Consider the following 19,167-nt stretch of genomic DNA (forward strand, 5'->3'; position numbering starts at 1 on the left):
CGAGCTTGCTCGCGAATGGGCCAGCCCAGACAACACACCTTTCTGCCAGGCAACAAAAAGCCCACCAATCGGTGGGCTCCTTGTATTCAGCCGATGATCAGAACAACTTCATCTTCGGTGCTTCTTCTTTCAGCGGTTCGTTCTGCGCGGTTTGCGCATTCCAGCCACCGCCCAAGGCCTTGTACAGGTTGACCGCACTGGTCAGCTGCGCGAGGCGGTCGGTGATCAGCGCTTGTTGCGCGCTGAACAGCTGACGCTGGGCATCGAGGAACGTCAGGTTGCTGTCGACGCCGATGCGGTAGCGACGTTCGGCCAGGCGGTAGTAATCCTGGTTGGCCGCGACGAAGTCACGCTGCGCTTGCAGCTGCTCGGTGTAGGTCTGGCGGGCGGCGAGGCCGTCGGCGACTTCCTGGAAGGCCGTTTGAATGGACTTCTCGTAGTTCGCCACGCCAATGTCCTTCTGGATCTTGGCGTAGTCGAGGCTGGCGCGCAGGCTGCCGGCGTTGAAGATCGGCAGGTTGATCTGCGGCTGGAACAACCACGTCCCCGAACCACCCTTGAACAGGCCGGACAGGTCCGGACTCAGGCTGCCCGCGTTGGCGGTCAGGCTGATGCTCGGGAAGAACGCGGCACGGGCCGCGCCAATGTTGGCGTTGGCCGCTTTCAGGTTGTACTCGGCTTGCAGAATGTCCGGACGACGTTGCAGCAGATCCGAAGGCAGACCGGCCGGGACGTCGCTGAGCAGGTCATCGGACAGCGGTTTGGCCGTTTGCAGATTAGCCGGGATACCAGTGCCGAGCAGCAGGGTCAGACTGTTTTCGTCCTGCGCCACCTGGCGGGTGTAACGCGCCAGTTGTGCACGAGCGTTCTCGACCGAGGTGCGCGACTGGGCCAGGTCCAGTGCCGAAGCCACACCGACTTCGTTGCTGCGGCTGGTCAGCTTGTAGCTTTCTTCGAAGGCACCGAGGGTGTCCTGGGTCAGCTTGAGCAGTTCCTTGTCCGCTTGCCAGGTCAGGTAAGCATTGGCGACGCTGGCGACCAGACTGATCTGGGTGCTGCGGCGTGCTTCTTCGGTGGCGAAGTATTGTTGCAGCGCTTGTTCGCTCAGGCTGCGAACGCGACCGAACAGGTCGAGTTCGTAGGCGCTGATGCCGACAGTGGCGGAGTAGGAGCTGGTGATGCTCGACTCGCCGGTTTGCGAGGCACGGGCCGGAACACGCTGACGGCTGCCGCTGGCATTGGCCGATACCGCCGGGAACAGATCGGCACGCTGGATGCGGTATTGAGCCGCGTAAGCGTCGATGTTCAGCGCCGCGACACGCAGGTCGCGGTTGTTTTCCAGGGACACCTGGATCAGCTGTTGCAGCGCCGGGTCATGGAAAAACTGCTTCCAGCCTTGCTCGGCAGCGGCTTGTGCCGGTGCCTGGGCCGGCGAATAGGCCGGCCCCTGCGGGTACTGACCTGCGACCGGAGCCTCAGGCTGCTGATAATCAGGTATCAGCGAGCAACCGCTCAGCACGAAGGCGGCGACTGCGATGGAGAGTAGCGACTTGCTCATTGGCCAGCCTCTTTAGGAGTTTCAGTCGTTTCATCCTCGTCAGCGATCTTACGCTGGCCGATGGACGAAACCGTAACGAAGAACAGTGGGACCCAGAAGATCGCCAGGATCGTGGCCGTGAGCATACCGCCAATCACGCCGGTACCGATCGCATGTTGACTGCCTGAACCTGCGCCAGTGGAAATCGCCAACGGTACAACACCGAGGACGAAGGCCAGCGAGGTCATGATGATCGGTCGCAGACGCATGCGGCAGGCCTCGATTGCCGCATCACGCAGGCTGCGTCCCTGTTCATGCAGTTCCTTGGCGAACTCGACGATCAGAATGGCGTTTTTAGCCGCCAGACCGATGGTCGTCAACAGCCCCACCTGGAAGTACACGTCGTTGGACAGCCCACGCAGGCTGGTGGCCAGCAGCGCACCGATGATCCCCAGCGGCACCACGAGCATAACCGCGATCGGAATCGACCAGCTCTCGTACAGCGCCGCCAGACACAGGAACACCATCAGCAGCGACAGGGCGTACAGCGCCGGTGCTTGCGAACCCGACAGACGTTCCTCATAGGACAGACCGGTCCAGGAGATACCGACACCGGCCGGCAGCTTCTTGGCAATCGCTTCGACTTCGGCCATCGCTTCACCGGTGGAATAACCCGGCGCCGGAGAGCCGAGCACTTCCATCGCTTCTACGCCGTTGTAACGGGCCAGCTTCGGCGAACCGTAGATCCACTCGCCTTTGGCGAAGGCGGAGAACGGCACCATGGTCCCGGCGTTGTTGCGCACGTACCATTTCTTCAGGTCTTCAGGGCTCATGCGAGCACCGGCCTGACCTTGTACGTAAACCTTCTTCACACGACCACGATCGATGAAGTCGTTGACGTAGCTACTACCGAAGGAGATCGACAGCGTGCTGTTGATGTCGGTGAGGCTCAAGCCAAGGGCCTGGGCTTTCTCGTCGTCGATTTCCAGATGGTATTGCGGTTCATCGTTGAGGCCGTTCGGACGCACCTGATAGAGCACCTTGCTCTGAGCGGCGAGGCCGAGGAACTGGTTACGCGCTTCCATCAGCTTGTCGTGACCGATACCGGCGCGGTCTTGCAGGAACACGTCGAAACCGGTGGCGTTACCCAACTCCAGTACCGCAGGCGGGGCGAAAGCGAACACCATGGCATCGCGGAAAGTGAAGAAGTGTTGCTGGGCACGTTGGGCCAGGGCAAACACGCTGTTGTCCGCGTTACGCTCATCCCACGGCTTGAGCATGATGAACGCCAGGCCAGAGCTCTGACCGCGACCGGCGAAGTTGAAGCCGTTTACGGTGAACACCGAGGACACTGCGCCTGCTTCTTTATCCAGCAGGTAGCTGCGCATTTCGTCGATCACCACCTGAGTACGCTCGGCACTCGAACCGGCCGGGGTCTGGACTTGGGCGAACAGTACGCCCTGGTCTTCTTCCGGCAGGAACGCGGTTGGAATGCGGGTGAACAGCCAGATCATGCCGACCACGATCAGCAGATAGGCCAGCAGGTACGGTGCTTTGCGCGACAGCATGTTGCCGACACCGCGCTCGTAGCTCTGCACACCGCGATCGAAATTGCGGTTGAACCAGCCAAAGAAACCTTTTTTCGGCGTGCCGTGCTCACCTTTCGGAATCGCCTTGAGCATGGTCGCGCAAAGGGCCGGGGTGAAGATCAGCGCCACCATCACCGACAGGGCCATGGCCGAGACGATGGTGATCGAGAACTGCTTGTAGATCACACCGGTGGAGCCGCTGAAGAACGCCATCGGCAGCAGTACCGCCGACAGCACCAGCGCAATACCGACCAGTGCGCCCTGGATCTGGCCCATGGACTTTTTGGTCGCTTCCTTCGGTGACAAGCCTTCTTCGCTCATCACCCGCTCGACGTTTTCCACCACGACGATGGCGTCGTCCACCAGCAAACCGATGGCCAGCACCATACCGAACATGGTCAGGGTGTTGATGCTGAAACCGAAGGCCGCGAGGATGCCGAACGTACCGAGCAATACCACCGGCACCGTCATCGTGGTGATGACCGTGGCGCGGAAGTTCTGCAGGAACAGGAACATCACCAGGAACACCAGCACGATCGCTTCGACCAGGGTTTCAACCACACCTTTGATCGACTCGGTCACCACCGGAGTGGTGTCGTACGGGAATACCACTTCCATGCCTTGCGGGAAGAACGGCTTGAGGTCGTCAATCGTCTTGCGCAGCGCCTTGGCGGTGTCGAGGGCGTTGGCACCGTTGGCCAGTTTTACCGCCAGACCAGAAGCCGGGCTGCCGTTGAACTGCGCAGAAATGCTGGAGTTTTCACCGCCCAGACCGACGTCAGCGACGTCGCCGACACGCACTTGCGAGCCGTCCTGGTTGACCTTCAGCAGAATCGCCTTGAACTGCTCGGCCGTCTGCAGACGCGTTTTGCCGATGATCGTGGCGTTCAGTTGCTGGCCTGGCAGCGCCGGCAAACCGCCGAGCTGACCGGAGGACACCTGGACGTTCTGCGCCGAGATCGCGGTGCTGACATCGCCCGGGGTCAGGTTGTACTTGTTCAATTTGGCCGGGTCGAGCCAGATGCGCATCGCGTACTGGGCACCGAAGACCTGGAAGTCACCGACACCGGCAGTCCGCGAGATCGGGTCCTGCATGTTCGACACGATGTAGTTGGACAAGTCGTCCTTGGTCATGCTGCCGTCACGCGAGACCACGCCGATGACCAAGAGAAAGTTTTTCACTGCCTTGGTCACGCGGATACCTTGTTGCTGCACTTCCTGCGGCAACAGCGGGGTGGCGAGGTTCAGCTTGTTCTGAACCTGTACCTGCGCGGTGTCGGAGTTGGTGCCTTGCTCGAAGGTCGCGGTGATGGTCATGCTGCCGTCGGAGTTACTTTCCGAGGACACATAACGCAGGTTGTCGATACCGTTGAGCTGCTGCTCGATCACCTGGACCACGGTGTCCTGCACGGTTTGCGCCGAAGCGCCCGGGTAGGTCACGGAGATCGCAATGGCCGGTGGCGCAATGCTCGGGTACTGGTTGATCGGCAATTTCAGGATCGAAAGTGCCCCGACCAACATGATCACCAGGGCAATTACCCAGGCGAAAATCGGACGGTCGATGAAGAATTTTGACATGGATTACTCCCCTTTGCCGCCGGCGGCTTTGTCAGCTGCCTGAGCGGGTGCCGGGTTCTTTTTGCCAACGTTGGTCGCTTCGGTCGGATTGACCTGAACACCTGGGCGCACGTATTGCAGCCCTTCGGTGATCAGACGATCGCCAGCCTTCAGGCCATCTTCGATCAGCCACTGGCTGCCGACGGTGCGGCTGGCCTTGAGCTGACGCAGTTCGACCTTGTTGTCGGCGCCGACGACCAGTGCGGTCGGGGTGCCTTTGAGGTCACGGGTCACGCCTTGTTGCGGCGCCAGAATGGCCGCAGCGTTGACGCCAGCCTGCAACTGGGCGCGAACGAACATGCCTGGCAGCAGGGTGTGATCCGGGTTCGGGAACACCGCGCGCAGGGTCACGGAACCGGTAGTCGGGTCGACCGTGACTTCGGAGAATTCCAGCTTACCGTCGAGCTTGTACTGGCTGCCGTCTTCCAGGGTCAGTTTGACCGCTGCCGAGTTTTCGCCGGACTTCTGCAGACGACCGCTTTCCAGCTCGCGGCGCAATTCCAGCAGTTCAACCGAGGACTGGGTGACGTCGACGTAGATCGGGTCCAGTTGTTGAATGGTCGCCATCGCGTCGGTCTGACCATTGCTGACCAGCGCACCTTCGGTCACCGAAGAACGGCCGATACGACCGGAGATCGGCGCGTACACCTTGGTGTAACGCACGTTGATCTGCGCGCTCTGCAGCGACGCTTCCGATTCCATGCGGTTGGACACGGCGGTGTCGTATTCCTGGCGGCTCACGGCCTGCTCATCGACCAGTTGCTTGTAGCGGTCAGAGATCGACTTGGTCGAACGCAGGTTGGCTTCGGCGCTTTTCAGGGTCGCTTCATAGACCGACGGATCGATCTGATACAGCTGCTGGCCGGCTTTGACATCGCCGCCTTCCTTGAACAGACGCTTGAGAATGATGCCGTTGACCTGCGGTCGAACTTCCGCGATGCGGTACGCACTGGTGCGGCCCGGCAGTTCGGAGGTGAGGGTAAACGCTTGTGGTTGCAGGGTGACGACGCCGACCTGAGGCGGTGGAGCGGCCGGTGCCGCTTCTTCCTTTTTACATCCGCTGAGCAGCGATGCCAGGGCGACGGCAGTGACCAGAGCGGTAACAGCTGGCTTGAATTGCATGAAGATCCTCGGGTCAGGCGCGCGAAAAGCGCACAAGAAGTGTGGAAGGGTAAAAATTGGGTACCGGGTGGATAAGTAGCTTGCTAAGGAATATACTTACGTTCATGGTTGTTTGTAAACACCTTTGCCACGTACCCACCCTGTTACAAAACTCGTCGCAAGGTTTGAAATTGTAGGCCGGGGAGCAGATCCGTGAGAGATCGCCCCCTCTTTATTCAGCGGATATTCAGCCATCCCTGAAACATCCTGTTTGAGGTTTTACTGTCATGGTCCGTCGTACCAAAGAGGAAGCTCAAGAAACCCGTAGCCAGATCCTGGAAGCGGCGGAGAAAGCCTTTTATGAAAGGGGCGTCGCTCGTACGACGCTGGCCGATATCGCGACAATGGCCGGGGTCACACGCGGTGCTATTTACTGGCATTTCAGTAACAAGGCCGATCTGGTCCAGGCCATGCTGGATTCGCTGCGTGAGCCGCTGGATGAATTGGCCAGGGCCAGCGAAAGTGAAGATGAACTCGATCCGTTGGGCTGCATGCGCCAACTGCTGATTCATTTGTTTCATCAAGTTGCGCTGGACCCGAAAACCCGGCGGATCAACGAAATTCTGTTTCATAAGTGCGAGTTCACCGATGAAATGTGCGATTTGCGCCAGCAGCGCCGGGACGTCAGTCTCGATTGCAACGAGCGCATCGCTCTGACGTTGCGTAATGCGGTCAATCGCGGCCAGTTGCCGGAAGATCTCGACACCGCCCGCGCGGCCATCAGTATTCACAGCTATATCGATGGCCTTCTGTATGGATGGCTTCTGGCGCCGGACAGCTTTGAGTTGCATGCCGAGGCCGAGCGTTGGGTCGATACAGGGTTGGACATGCTGCGCCTGAGTCCCAGCCTGCGCAAATGAAACAAAATGCGTAATTGACACCGCTTATGTCAATTGGCCTGCCTTTATATCGCTTCGCAGCGGGGGGAGTTTAAACGTAGCGAGCTACGCATTTTGTAGGGAATTTGTGTCTTCTGTGTGAATGAGTGTGAGCCGCTTGCCCTCACCCTAACCCTCTCCCAGAGGTAGAGGGGACTGACCGAGGTGTTCTTGCGAGATACGCCGACCTGAGATATCAGGTCGAACTCCAGATTTGAAAAGCACAAATATCGGCTCCCTCTCCCTAGGGAGAGGGCTGGGGTGAGGGGCTGCGTACTAAAAAGCGCAATCAATCTTCCGGCGAACACAAAAAAAGCCCCCAACTCTCACAAGTCGGGGGCTTTTGCGTTTCTGCGTGTTGCCTGTTACAGCGCTGGATAGTCGATATAACCGACCGGCCCTTTACCGTAGAACAACTCCGGACGCGCATCATTCAACGGCGCATCCGCCTTCAAACGAGCCGGCAGATCCGGATTGGCAATGAACGGCACACCAAATGCCACGGCATCAGCCTTGCCGCTGGCCAGCCACTCATTAGCGCTGTCCTTGGTGAAGCGTTCGTTGGCGATGTAAGGGCCGCCGAACGCTTCTTTCAATTGCGGGCCGAGGCTGTCGGCGCCTTCTTTCTCGCGGGAGCAGATGAACGCGATGCCGCGCTTGCCCAGTTCACGTGCGACGTAGGTGAAGGTTTCCGCCAGGTTGTCATCGCCCATGTCATGGGAGTCAGCGCGCGGTGCCAAGTGCACACCAACGCGACCAGCGCCCCAGACTTCGATCGCCGCATCTGTCACTTCCAGCAGCAGACGTGCACGGTTTTCCAGTGAGCCACCGTAGTTGTCGGTGCGCTGGTTGGTGCTGCTTTGCAGGAACTGGTCGAGCAGGTAACCGTTGGCGCCGTGGATTTCCACGCCGTCGAAACCGGCGGCTTTGGCGTTCTCGGCACCGGTGCGGTAAGCGTCGACGATGTCGGCGATTTCAGCAGTTTCCAGTGCACGCGGGGTTGGGTAGTCGGCCAGTGGGCGCACCAGGCTGACGTGACCTTTAGGCTGGATCGCGCTCGGTGCCACCGGCGCTTCACCGTTGAGGTACGACTCGTGGGAGATACGGCCCACGTGCCACAGCTGCAGGAATATCTTGCCGCCAGCAGCGTGAATCGCTTTGGTCACGTTGGCCCAGCCACGCACTTGATCGTTGGACCAGATGCCCGGGGTGTCCGGGTAGCCGACGCCCATTGGCGTTACCGAAGTGGCTTCGCTGAGGATCAGGCCAGCGGACGCGCGCTGTACGTAGTATTCAGCCATCAGCGCGTTCGGTACGCGGCCTTCGTCGGCGCGGCAGCGGGTCAGTGGGGCCATGATGATGCGGTTGGCCAGTTCGACGTCGCCGAGTTTGATCGGATCAAAAATAGTTGCCATGTCTACAACCCTCGTAGTGAAAGTTAATCAGTTGGTAGCAGGGGCCAGATCGGCATTGCCGTTCTGGCGGAAAGTAATCAGGGTCACCAGCAGGGCGAGCACGGCCAGAGCCGCCGCCGCGAGTGGCACGCTGGTCAGGCCGTAGCCGTGGGCGATGACGCTGCCGCCGACCCAGGCGCCGAGGGCGTTGCCGACGTTGAAGGCACCGATGTTCAGGGTCGAAACCAGGTTCGGTGCGGCTTTGCCGAAGGTCACCACGTTGACTTGCAGCGCCGGCACGGCGGCGAAACACGCGGTGGCCCAGAGGAACAGAGTGATTTCAGTCGGGATCAGCGCAACGCTGGTCCAGGTCAGCACGGTGGAAACCACGGCCATGGCGATGAACACGCCGATCAGCGTGGCGGCCATGCCCTTGTCGGCGAGTTTGCCGCCGATGATGTTGCCGACGGTCAGGCCCAGGCCGATCAGCATCAGCGTCCAGGTCACGCCACGGGGCGACACACCGGTGACTTCGCCGAGCAGCGGGGCGACGTAGGTGAACAGAGTGAAGACGGATGCGGCGAAGAGTGCAGTCATGCTCAGCGACAGCCAGATCCCGGCACCTTTGAGGGCGGCGAGTTCGGCGCGCATGTCGAGTTTTTCTTCGTCACGCTTGGCCGGCAGGAAGCGGATCAGGCCGATCAGCGCAATCACACCGATGACGGTCACCGCCCAGAAGGTCGAGCGCCAGCCGTATTGCTGACCCAGCGCAGTGCCCAGCGGCACACCGAGGACGTTGGCCAGGGTCAGACCGGTGAACATCAACGCCACCGCCGACGCTCGCTTGTTGGCCGGCACCAGATTGGCCGCCACCACCGAACCGATGCCGAAGAACGCACCGTGGCACAGCGCGGTGATCACCCGGGCAAACATCAGCACGTTGTAATCACTGGCAATCGCACACAGCAGGTTGCCGACAATAAAAATGCCCATCAACGCCACCAGCGCCGCTTTACGCGGCAGTTTGGCGGTGGCCATGGCCATGAACGGCGCACCGATGGCCACGCCGAGTGCGTAACCGGTCACCAGCCAACCGGCGCCGGGGATCGACACACCGAGGTCGGCCGCCACATTGGGCAGCAGGCCCATGATGACGAACTCGGTGGTGCCGATGGCGAAGGCGCTCAAGGCGAGGATGAGTAGCGAGAGGGGCATGCAGGTTTCCTTGTCGGCTGGCTGACGTTAAGGGTCAGAGCTCTTTACTGAGGGTGCTGAGGAACGCCTGGATCACGTCCTCGTTACGTTTGAAAAAGTGCCATTGACCGGCCTTCTGGCTGCTGATCAGGCCGGCGCGTTGCAACGTTGCGAGGTGTGCCGAAACAGTCGACTGCGACAGGCCGCAGCGCTGATCGATCTGCCCGGCGCAAATGCCGTACTCGTGGTTGTGCAACTGTTCCGGAAATTCGTTCTTCGGGTCTTTCAGCCAGTTGAGGATGTCTCGCCGTACTGGATGCGCCAGGGCTTTTATTATTTCGTCGAGGTCGAGGTTCATGGCAGGGTGCTCACAATGTGTACAACGCTATATCGCGATGTAGCGAAATATAAATCGTTAGATCGCGATACACCAATATGATTTTGATCTGACGTCAGCATAAATTGGTATATCGCGTTATAACGATACGATGGTGTATGGATTGCGGGTCGCAGTGCTAAGCTGCGCCCATGAACTATCTCGCACATTTACACCTCGGTGGCCAGCGCCCCGGGCAACTGCTCGGCAGTCTGTATGGCGATTTCGTCAAAGGTCGGCTGCAAGGGCAGTTTGCGCCGGAGGTCGAGGCGGCCATTCAATTGCATCGGCGGATTGACGTGTTTACCGATCGTCATCCGTTGGTGGACGTTGCGTTGGGGCGGTTTTCCGATACGAGGCGGCGTTATGCCGGGATCGTCCTCGACGTGTTTTTCGATCATTGCCTGGCCCGGGACTGGCGGTTGTATGCCGATCAGCCGCTGGAGGTTTTCACCGCTGATGTGTATCGGGTGCTGACCCGCGAACGGCAACTGCCCGAGCGATTGGCGAAGATCGCCCCGCACATGGTCGCCAATGACTGGTTGGGTTCGTATCAGGAATTTGAAGTGCTGGAGCAGGTGTTGCGCGGGATCTCGCGGCGGCTGAGCCGGCCGGAAGAGCTGGCGGGGGCGATGGAGGAATTGCGGCGGTTGTATGAGCCGCTGAGTGAAGACTTCCGCTTGTTCTACCCACAACTCCAGGACTTCGCACAAAATCCGTCAATGACATAAAACCAATGTGGGAGCGAGCTTGCTCGCGAAGGCGTCGTGTCAGCCAACATCAACTTTGAATGACATACCGCTTTCGCGAGCAAGCTCGCTCCCACAGGGGGGATGTGTGTTTTCAGGCTGCAATCAATTCGCCTGCGCGACGCGGTTCGGCCGGTTTCGCCACCTCACCAAACAACGCCTTCTGCACCGCCTGCTGTGCCTCGAATGCCAACGCCGCACGCTCACGCCCCTGACAGGCAATCGGCTTGAGCAGATGCACTTTGACATCGCCGCAATCATTGCTGAACAGGCGCATCAGGTGCGATAGCAGATCATCGTCACCAATGAACGGCGCCAGCGCATCGATCTCGCCATCACGCAGATAACGGATCGCCACCGGTTGCAGCATCACCTCGGAATCAATCGCCGCCGCCAGCAAGCGACCATGAAAGGTACGCAGCGAGCGCCCATCGGTGGTGGTGCCTTCCGGGAACATCAGCAAGGCATGATCGGTTTGCAGGTGACGGGTCATCTGCTTGCGGATCAACTGGCTGTCGCCCGAACCGCGACGGATGAACAGGCTGCCAGCCTTCGCCGCGAGCCAACCGGCCACTGGCCAGGTGCGCACTTCGGCCTTGGACAGAAACGACAGCGGCGTGAGCATGCCGAGCAGCGGAATGTCGGTCCACGACACATGATTGCTGACCCACAGCATCGGCTGTTTCGGCAGCTCACCGTGAACCGTCACGCGAAAGGGCAGGGCATTGCTCAGGCGCGCCATGAAGAAGCGCGACCAGCGCTGACGCCGTTCCATCGAATGCGCCAGGCCAATCCGTTCAAACACGCCAAAGACAGTGGCCATGGTCAAGCCCAGCGCCACCACCAGCAGCACCCGCGCGATCCGCGCGTACACGCGCAGCCGGCTCATCACACGGCCGCCTTGAAGTGCTTGGCGTAGCGCGGGCAGAGTTCGTCGCGCTTGAGCAGGATGAACACGTCGGCGACCTGGAAGTCTTCGTCCCAGCACGGCTCACCGCAGATCTTCGCGCCCAGGCGCATGTAGGCCTTGAGCAGCGGCGGCATTTCGGCGATCACGTTGGAAGGGATATCCAGCGTCGGCAGCGGATTTTTCGGTTCGGCGCGCAGGTGTTCGGTGCACAGATAGCGTTCACGCAAACGCTGCATGATCGCGTGGGCCTGGATGCCGCCGTCTTGCATCGGAATGCTCGCGCAACCCATCAAGTAGCTGTAACCGCCCTGATTCAATACTTCGGCCAATTCGCCCCACAACACCGCAATGGTGCCGCCGTTACGATAGGCCGGGTCGACGCAGGTGCGACCGATTTCGAGGATCGGGCCTTGCAGATGCGTCAGGCCGTGCAGGCTGAATTCTTCTTCGCTGTAAAACTTGCCGAGGCTGCTGGCAGCGGTGTGATCGAGCAGACGCGTGGTCGCGACCAAACGGCCGGTGTTCAAGTCACGCACGCCGATGTGGCTGCAGTGAACATCATAATCATCCATGTCCAGACCCAGTTCCGCGCCTTTCAGTTTGGCGTTGAACTCGCCGCTGAAGACGTTGAAGCGCAAGGCCTGGGCTTGCTGCAAGGCCTCGGCGCCGATCAGGCGTTCGGCTTGCAGGCGGCGTTCATTGCCGGTGTCGCTGATGCGGGCGATCTGAGTCATGTGAATCTCCGTACGGGCCTTTAACCCGTCGTGGGTTGCAGCCGATCGACTTTCTTTATGCAGCCGTGTTGTGCAAAGTCAGGCTATGTAGCCCCGGTGTCATCGCCATGAACGTTCGGTGATGCTTATATGACAGCCCACAAGGAGCCTCTTATGCCCTGGCCAGATCTGCTGCACCGCCGTGAACGATTGCCCGCCGTTGCTGACCTGGCCGAGGGTTTCGCGACGTTGTTGCAGCAACTAGGCAACGTCACCCCATTCGAATTGGCGGTCGCGGGCGGGCGGCGGATGGCGACGCCGGGGCTGGCGTTTCTGGTCGGTTATCAGGCGGCATTGCGCATGTTGTGGCCGAGTGCACCGCTGAGCCTCGGTGCGTTGTGTGCGACCGAACAGCGCAGTTTGCGTCCGGCGGACATGCAGACACGGTTGACGGATTTACGTCTGAGCGGACGCAAGGATTTTGTCACCGCCGGCGATGCGGCGGACTGGTTGCTGATCGCCGCGCGCAGTGAAGAATCCGGTGAATCGCCGCGCCTGAGTCTGGCGGTGGTGTATCCCGGCGAACCCGGCGTGACCGTGGAGAAGCTGCCGGCGCTGCCGTTGATGCCTGACATCAGCCATGGTCGGCTGCAGCTTGATAACGCGTTGTGCGAGTTGTTGGCCGGCGATGGTTGGGACGCTTACGTCAAACCGTTTCGTACGTTGGAAGATGTTTATGTACTCAGCGCGATGACCGCGTGGCTGTTTGGCGTCGGCCAGGACAGTGACTGGCCGCAGGCGCTGCAATTGCGCTTGCTGGCGCTGTTGGCCGGGTGTGCGGAGGCGAGTCGGCAACCGCCGAACAATCCCGCCGGGCATGTGTTGCTGGCTGGGTTGTTTGCGCAGTTTGAGGCGCTGGAGGGGGAAGTGAGTCAAGCGTTGGCTGACGGTCCGGCAGAGTGGGCGCAGATGTGGCAACGCGATCAAGGCGTGATGCAGTTGGCGGCGGGTGCTCGGGCCAAGCGTCTGGCCAAGGCTTTGGCGCAGGCTTGACTGGCCTCTTCGCGAGCAAGCTCGCTCCCACAGTTTGATGGCATTCCAACTGAAGGAACTCGGTCAACTGTGGGAGCGAGCTTGCTCGCGAAGGCGGCCTCAGCATCCCCACACATCTGTCATAAACCCCGGCTAGTCTCAGCAGGTTCATTCCCAGAGCCCTCACCATGCGCAAAGGCCTGTCGCTGTTTCTGCTGCTGATCAGCTTCACCGTTCAGGCCGAACAATGGCCCGGTGAAGCATGGCCAATCGGCACGACGATCACCGATACCGGAGCGCTGGAGAATTACGCCTTCCCACCCCGCGACGACACAACCCGCCAAGGCATCCGCACCGACGCCTTGTTGATCATCCGCGACGGCCAGATCATCTACGAACGCTACGCCGGCCCGACCACCGAACAAACCCCGCACCTGACCTGGTCGATCAGCAAAAGCCTGATGGCCACCGTCCTCGGTGTGGCGTACGGCGAAGGCCTGTTCAAACTCCAAGACCCGGCCGTGCAGTTTTACCCGCCGCTGGAACAACACCCGGCCATCAAAATCGCCGATCTGCTGCACTGGGCCTCCGGTATCGACTGGCAGGAAGACTACGAATACGCGCCACTGAAATCCTCGGTGGTGGCGATGCTCTACACCCGGGGCCAGCGCGACATGGCCGCGTTCACCGCCGATCACGATGCTTACGCCGAACCGGGGCAGGCCTTCCGTTATTCCAGCGGCGACAGCAACCTGCTCGCGGCGGCGTTGAAAAATATCGTCGGCCCGCAGCGTTATCCGGATTATCCGTGGACGGCGTTGTTCGAACCGTTGGGCATCCGCCACGCCGTGTGGGAGACCGATGCCAACGGCACGTTTGTCGCTTCCTCTTATGCCTACCTGACCGCGCGGGATCTGGCGCGGGTCGGTTTGCTGATGGCTCGTGACGGGCGCTGGCATGATCGGCAGTTATTGCCCAAGGAGTGGGTGGCGTTCAGCCGCACTCCCTTCGCCAGTTACAAAGCCCATCAGGACGAAGCCCTGCCCGGCGGCCAATGGTGGCTCAATCGTCCAGCCGATGGCGCTGAATCGCCATGGCCCGCTGCACCGCCCGACACGTTTGCCGCCCTCGGGCATTGGGGCCAGGCACTCTACGTGATCCCCAGTGAAAAACTGCTGATCGTGCGTTACGCCGATGACCGCGACGGCAGCTACAGCCATAACGAACTGCTCAAACACGTGCTGAAGGCGGTGCGGCCATGAAGCGCTTATTCCTGTTAATGCTGGTCCTGCTGCTCGGCTGGATCGTCTACGAGCGCGAAAATCTGTGGGCCTTCCCCGACATCATCAGCGCCTATACCGCCAAGGAATATTGTTCCTGTCGTTACGTGATGAACAACGACGCCGAGTATTGTCGTGGCTATGTAAAACAATGGCTGCCGACCAGCCAATTCACCGATGACAGCACCAACAAAACCATCACGGTCAGCGGCATGGGCCGCAGCAATCGCGCCCAGTGGCAAAGCGAACGGCAAGGCTGTCGCCTGAATCCCTGAAAACACCCGATTGTTTTTGTGGGAGCGAGCCTGCTCGCGAATGCAATAGCAGGCGCACCTTGTCTGTTGAGGCAGATGACGTCTTCGCGAGCAGGCTCGCTCCCACCGGGTGTGATCTTCAGTTTGCAATAACAGCGTGTGCGGTTAAGGTTCGTGCAGGTTTATCAGCCCCACGAGTGTTCAATGTTCAACCGCTCTCTCTGTGCAACCCTGTCCAGTCTGCTGCTCGCCACCGTCGCATTGCCGGCGCAGGCCAATTGGTATCTGGACGGCGAGTCGTCGCGGCTGTCGTTTGTCAGCACGAAAAACACCCATATTTCCGAAGTGCAACGCTTTCTGGTGCTGCACGGCAAGGTCGACCCCAACGGTCGCGCCGAAGTCGAAGTCGAGATGGATTCGATCAACAGTGGCATCCCGCTGCGTGACGAGCGCATGCGCAAGGAGCTGTTCCAGATCGAGCAATTCCCCGAAGCGACCATCACCACCCAGATCGACCTGCGCCCAATCAACGATCTGGCCCCCGGTGCGCAGCTGGAATTGCGTCTGCCGCTGACCGTCAACCTGCACGGCAAGCAACACGAATACCCCGCTGAGCTGCTGGCGACGCGCCTCGATGACCGGCGTTTTCAAGTGGTCACCCTGGAGCCGCTGGTGATCAACGCCGAGGATTTCGATCTCGTGCCGGGGCTGGAAAGCCTGCGCAAACTTGCCGATCTGTCGGCCATCAGTCTGTCGGTACCGGTGGGTGCGGTGCTGATTTTCACGGCGCGCTGACATGCGCGGCGCGGTGTTTCCGTGGCGCGATGGCAACCACTTCGAACTGTTGATCGATGGTCCGCAATTCTTCCCGCGCATGCTTGAGCAGATTGCTGGCGCTCAGGAGCAGATCGAACTCGAGTTGTATCTGGTCGAGGCCGGCGCTTGCGCCGAAACCATCGTGCAAGCGCTGGTGCTGGCCGCCGAGCGTGGCGTGCGCGTGCGTTGCCTGTTCGACGATTACGGCAGCCTGGCGTTTACTCTCAATCTGCGCCAGCGCCTGACACACGCCGGCGTTGAACTGCGTTTCTACAATCGGCTGAACTGGCGGCGCTGGGTCGGTAATTTCTATCGTGATCATCGCAAGTTGCTGCTGGTCGATCAGCGTCTGGCGGTGGTTGGCGGCACCGGTGTCACCGATGAGTTCTGGACACCGGGGCACGACACCAGCGAGTGGCACGAAGTGATGGTCGAGATCAGCGGCCCGCTGGTGATCGACTGGCAATTGCTGTTTGATCGCCAGTGGATCGCCAATCGCTATCGCCGCGCTTGGCGCCCGGCCGCGCATTTCGGCTTGCCACGGTTACCACGGGTGCCGGACAAGGGCGAGGGCATGGGCCGAGTGGCGTACGCCGACGCCCGCCAACATCGCGACATTCTGCAATCGCTGTTTCGCGCTTTGAACAGCGGGCAAAAACGCATCTGGATGGCCACACCGTATTTCCTGCCGACCTGGAAAATCCGCCGCTCCCTGCGCAAGGCAGCGGCGCGCGGAGTCGATGTGCGGCTACTGCTGACCGGGCCGCGCACCGATCATCCGTCGGTGCGTTACGCCGGGCATCGCTACTACCCGCGACTGCTCAAGGCCGGGGTGCAGATCTTCGAGTACCAGCCGTGCTTCCTGCACTTGAAAATGGTGCTGGTTGACGATTGGGTGAGCATCGGTTCGTGCAACTTCGATCACTGGAACCTGCGCTTCAATCTGGAGGCAAATCTGGAGGCGCTGGACCCGTCGTTGACGGCAGCGGTGCAGGCGAGTTTTCTGAAGGACTTCGGGCTGAGTCAGCAGGTGAGTCTGGAGGAGTGGCAGCGCCGGCCGTTGTGGCGGCGGGTGAAGCAGCGGGTGTGGGGCTGGGTGGATCGGGTGGTGGTCAACATCCTCGACCGCCGCGGATAACCGCTCACCTGATGATCGTTCCCACGCTCTGCGTGGGAATGCAGCCCGTGACGCTCCGCGTCACTGGACGCGGAGCGTCCCTTGAGGCATTCCCACGCGGAGCGTGGGAACGATCAGCCGAGCAAAAACCGGTTACAGCAATTCAAAGCTCTGCTGCGTCACGTCCTGGGAATCCAGGCCGATCTGCACGTTGAACTTGCCAGGCTCCGCCGCGTACTTGAGCTGGGCGTTGTAGAACTTCAGGTCATCCTCGCTGATGGTGAAGTGCACGACTTTCTGTTCACCGGCCTTGAGCATGATTTTCTGGAAGTTCTTCAGTTCCTTCACCGGGCGGATCATCGAGCCGGTGACGTCCTGAACGTACAACTGCACCACGGTTTCGCCGTCACGCTTGCCGGTGTTCTTGACCATGACGCTGGCGTCGAGTTTGCCGGTGGCGTTCAGGGTGGTCGACGACAGCGCCATGTCGCTGAGGGCGAATTGGGTGTAGCTCAGGCCATAACCGAACGGGAACAGCGGCCCGGTCGTGTCATCGAAATACTGCGAGGTGTAGTTGCCCGGTTTGCCCGGCGTGAACGGCCGGCCAATGCTCAGGTGGTTGTAGTAGGTCGGGATCTGGCCCACGGAGCGCGGGAAGGTCACCGGCAGTTTGCCCGACGGGTTGTAGTCGCCGAACAGCACGTCAGCGATGGCGTTGCCGCCCTCGGTGCCGCTGAACCAGGTTTCCAGAATCGCGTCAGCCGACTGGTTCTCTTCGAGAAGGGTCAGTGGGCGGCCGTTCATCAGCACCAATACCAGCGGTTTGCCGGTGGCTTTCAGCGCACGGATGAGCTCACGCTGGTTTTCCGGAATGTTCAGGTCGGTGCGGCTGGAGGATTCGTGGGACATGCCACGGGATTCGCCGACGGCGGCAACGATCACGTCAGCGTCCTTGGCGGCTTTCACCGCTTCGTCGATCAGCACGTTGGCCGGTCGCGGATCGTCGACCACTTCCGGCGCATCGAAGTTGAGGAAGTTCAGGTAGTCGAGCACCTTCTTGTCGCTGGTGATGTTGGCGCCACGGGCGTAGATCAGGTTCGCCTTGTCGCCGATCACCGAACTCATGCCATCGAACAGGGTCACCGATTGCGCAGGTCTACCCGCTGCGGCCCAGCTGCCCATCATGTCGATCGGTGCTTTGGCCAACGGACCGACCAGTGCGACTTTCGCGTCTTTCTTCAGCGGCAGGGTTTCGTTCTGGTTCTTCAACAAAACCAAGCTGCGACGCGCCACTTCACGGGCCTCGGCGCGGTGCAGACGGCTCTCGGCGTAGGTGTCGGCCGGATCGTCTTCAGCCTTGCCGATGCGCAGGTACGGGTCCTTGAACAGGCCCATGTCGTACTTGGCCGCGAGCACTTCACGCACGGCGTTGTCGATGTCTTTCTGTTCGATCTCGCCGGACTTGAGCAGCCCCGGCAGTTCTTTGCCGTACAGGGTGTCGTTCATGCTCATGTCGATACCGGCCTTGATCGCCAGCTTCGCCGCTTCACGACCGTCGCGGGCGACGCCGTGCTTGATCAGTTCGAAGATTGCGCCGTGGTCGCTAACCGCCAAGCCCTTGAAGCCCCAGTCTTTGCGCAGCAGATCATTCATCAGCCAGGTGTTGGCCGTGGCCGGAATGCCGTTGATCGAGTTCAACGCGACCATCACACCGCCGGCGCCGGCATCAATCGCGGCGCGGTACGGCGGCAGATAATCCTGGTACATCTTCACCGGGCTCATGTCGACGGTGTTGTAGTCGCGACCGCCCTCGACCGCGCCGTACAGGGCGAAGTGCTTGACGCTGGCCATGATGCTGTCGGCCGCGCTCGGGGTGGCGCCCTGATAGGCGCGCACCATGACGCCGGCAATGCGTGAAGTCAGGTAGGTGTCTTCACCGAAGCCTTCGGAGCTGCGGCCCCAGCGCGGGTCGCGAGAGATGTCGACCATCGGCGCGAAGGTGATGTCGAGACTGTCGGCGGCGGCTTCCTTGGCGGCAACGCGCCCGGACTGGCCGATGGCGTCCATGTCCCAGCTCGAGGCGAGGGCCAGTGGAATCGGGAAAATCGTACGGTGACCGTGGATCACGTCGTACGCGAAAAACATCGGAATCTTCAGGCGACTGCGCATGGCAGCATCCTGCATCGGCCGGTTTTCCGGACGGGTGATCGAGTTGAACGTGCCGCCGATGTTGCCGGCGGCGATCTCTTTGCGGATCAGCTCACGGGGCATTTCCGGGCCGATGCTGATCAGGCGCAACTGGCCGATCTTCTCGTCGAGGGTCATTTGCTTCATCAGGTTGCTGATGAACGCGTCCTTGTTTTCCAGGGGTACCGGGGTCGTGGCGGCCAATACTTGATGACTGGCCAGGCTGACGAACAGACCCAGCAAACACAGCTTCTTCATGAATAGTTTTCTCAAGGGCCCAAGCGGCAATGCAACGCCGGCCAGCCAAAATTTAGGGAGCGACTATTGTTGTTCGGGTACAGGCTCAAAGAAACAGAGCCAAAA

Annotated in this window: 16 protein-coding genes; 7 read left to right on the forward strand and 9 right to left on the reverse strand. The window is 60.5% G+C overall.

Translation table 11 applies throughout. The features are described from left to right. Nucleotides 1–97: 97 nt before the first annotated feature. The 3 genes from emhC to AB4O11_RS15105 are packed head-to-tail and all read right to left on the reverse strand — an operon-like array spanning nucleotide 98 to nucleotide 5,865. On the reverse strand, nucleotides 98–1,558 hold the full coding sequence (emhC, locus tag AB4O11_RS15095; RefSeq protein WP_093438633.1) for an efflux RND transporter outer membrane subunit EmhC: 1,461 nt from the start codon (nucleotides 1,556–1,558) through the stop codon (nucleotides 98–100). Beyond that, entirely contained in the window at nucleotides 1,555–4,704 is a 3,150-nt protein-coding gene (gene emhB / locus AB4O11_RS15100) for an efflux RND transporter permease subunit EmhB (protein WP_257357284.1), read from the reverse strand. The genes emhC and emhB overlap by 4 nt, the downstream gene beginning before the upstream one ends. Nucleotides 4,705–4,707: 3 nt before the next feature. Further along, complete coding sequence (locus AB4O11_RS15105) at nucleotides 4,708–5,865, reverse strand: efflux RND transporter periplasmic adaptor subunit (protein ID WP_460127330.1); 1,158 nt, start codon at nucleotides 5,863–5,865, stop codon at nucleotides 4,708–4,710. A gap of 266 nt (nucleotides 5,866–6,131) precedes the next feature. Here AB4O11_RS15105 and emhR point away from each other — a divergent pair, with 266 nt between their 5' ends. Then, a complete protein-coding gene (gene emhR / locus AB4O11_RS15110; RefSeq protein WP_016982806.1) occupies nucleotides 6,132–6,764 on the forward strand; it encodes an efflux system transcriptional repressor EmhR in 633 nt (210 codons plus the stop codon). Nucleotides 6,765–7,147: 383 nt separating this feature from the next. Here emhR and AB4O11_RS15115 read toward each other — a convergent pair whose 3' ends face one another. Genes AB4O11_RS15115 through AB4O11_RS15125 form a run of 3 tightly spaced genes read right to left on the reverse strand, consistent with a single transcriptional unit; the run spans nucleotide 7,148 to nucleotide 9,728 of the window. Continuing rightward, the gene (locus tag AB4O11_RS15115) at nucleotides 7,148–8,197 is read right to left on the reverse strand and encodes an alkene reductase (RefSeq protein WP_460098004.1); all 1,050 of its coding nucleotides are present in this window, start codon (nucleotides 8,195–8,197) and stop codon (nucleotides 7,148–7,150) included. Nucleotides 8,198–8,224: 27 nt separating this feature from the next. Beyond that, nucleotides 8,225–9,391, reverse strand: coding sequence for an MFS transporter (locus AB4O11_RS15120; RefSeq protein WP_007917078.1), 1,167 nt, complete (start codon nucleotides 9,389–9,391; stop codon nucleotides 8,225–8,227). Nucleotides 9,392–9,425: 34 nt separating this feature from the next. Then, nucleotides 9,426–9,728: an ArsR/SmtB family transcription factor gene (locus AB4O11_RS15125; protein ID WP_007917068.1), complete on the reverse strand. Its 303-nt coding sequence runs from the start codon at nucleotides 9,726–9,728 to the stop codon at nucleotides 9,426–9,428. 170 nt (nucleotides 9,729–9,898) lie between these two features. Between AB4O11_RS15125 and AB4O11_RS15130 the strand changes: the two genes are divergently transcribed. Then, a complete protein-coding gene (locus AB4O11_RS15130) occupies nucleotides 9,899–10,477 on the forward strand; it encodes an ACP phosphodiesterase (RefSeq protein ID WP_116254501.1) in 579 nt (192 codons plus the stop codon). Between the two features lie 112 nt (nucleotides 10,478–10,589). Here AB4O11_RS15130 and AB4O11_RS15135 read toward each other — a convergent pair whose 3' ends face one another. Both AB4O11_RS15135 and olsB read right to left on the reverse strand, forming a co-directional pair. Next, nucleotides 10,590–11,384 carry a lysophospholipid acyltransferase family protein gene (locus AB4O11_RS15135; protein WP_460127332.1) on the reverse strand — a complete coding sequence of 265 codons (795 nt, stop codon included), beginning with the start codon at nucleotides 11,382–11,384 and terminating at the stop codon, nucleotides 10,590–10,592. Next, on the reverse strand, nucleotides 11,384–12,139 hold the full coding sequence (olsB, locus tag AB4O11_RS15140) for an L-ornithine N(alpha)-acyltransferase (protein ID WP_093438600.1): 756 nt from the start codon (nucleotides 12,137–12,139) through the stop codon (nucleotides 11,384–11,386). The genes AB4O11_RS15135 and olsB overlap by 1 nt, the downstream gene beginning before the upstream one ends. 153 nt (nucleotides 12,140–12,292) lie before the next feature. Between olsB and AB4O11_RS15145 the strand changes: the two genes are divergently transcribed. From AB4O11_RS15145 to AB4O11_RS15165, 5 genes are all read left to right on the forward strand, one after another. Further along, a complete protein-coding gene (locus AB4O11_RS15145; RefSeq protein WP_093438595.1) occupies nucleotides 12,293–13,171 on the forward strand; it encodes an acyl-CoA dehydrogenase middle domain-containing protein in 879 nt (292 codons plus the stop codon). 167 nt (nucleotides 13,172–13,338) lie between these two features. After that, the gene (locus AB4O11_RS15150; protein WP_460127334.1) at nucleotides 13,339–14,412 is read left to right on the forward strand and encodes a serine hydrolase domain-containing protein; all 1,074 of its coding nucleotides are present in this window, start codon (nucleotides 13,339–13,341) and stop codon (nucleotides 14,410–14,412) included. Further along, complete coding sequence (locus tag AB4O11_RS15155) at nucleotides 14,409–14,705, forward strand: amidase (RefSeq protein WP_460127336.1); 297 nt, start codon at nucleotides 14,409–14,411, stop codon at nucleotides 14,703–14,705. Before AB4O11_RS15150 ends, AB4O11_RS15155 begins: the two co-directional genes overlap by 4 nt. 183 nt (nucleotides 14,706–14,888) lie before the next feature. Then, the gene (locus AB4O11_RS15160) at nucleotides 14,889–15,479 is read left to right on the forward strand and encodes a YceI family protein (protein ID WP_460090080.1); all 591 of its coding nucleotides are present in this window, start codon (nucleotides 14,889–14,891) and stop codon (nucleotides 15,477–15,479) included. Between the two features lies 1 nt (nucleotide 15,480). After that, nucleotides 15,481–16,638: a phospholipase D-like domain-containing protein gene (locus AB4O11_RS15165; protein WP_460127338.1), complete on the forward strand. Its 1,158-nt coding sequence runs from the start codon at nucleotides 15,481–15,483 to the stop codon at nucleotides 16,636–16,638. Nucleotides 16,639–16,770: 132 nt separating this feature from the next. Here AB4O11_RS15165 and bglX read toward each other — a convergent pair whose 3' ends face one another. Next, nucleotides 16,771–19,062, reverse strand: coding sequence for a beta-glucosidase BglX (gene bglX, locus AB4O11_RS15170; protein ID WP_460127340.1), 2,292 nt, complete (start codon nucleotides 19,060–19,062; stop codon nucleotides 16,771–16,773). Between the last annotated feature and the right edge of the window lie 105 nt (nucleotides 19,063–19,167).

The organism is Pseudomonas sp. H1_D05, assembly GCF_054682705.1.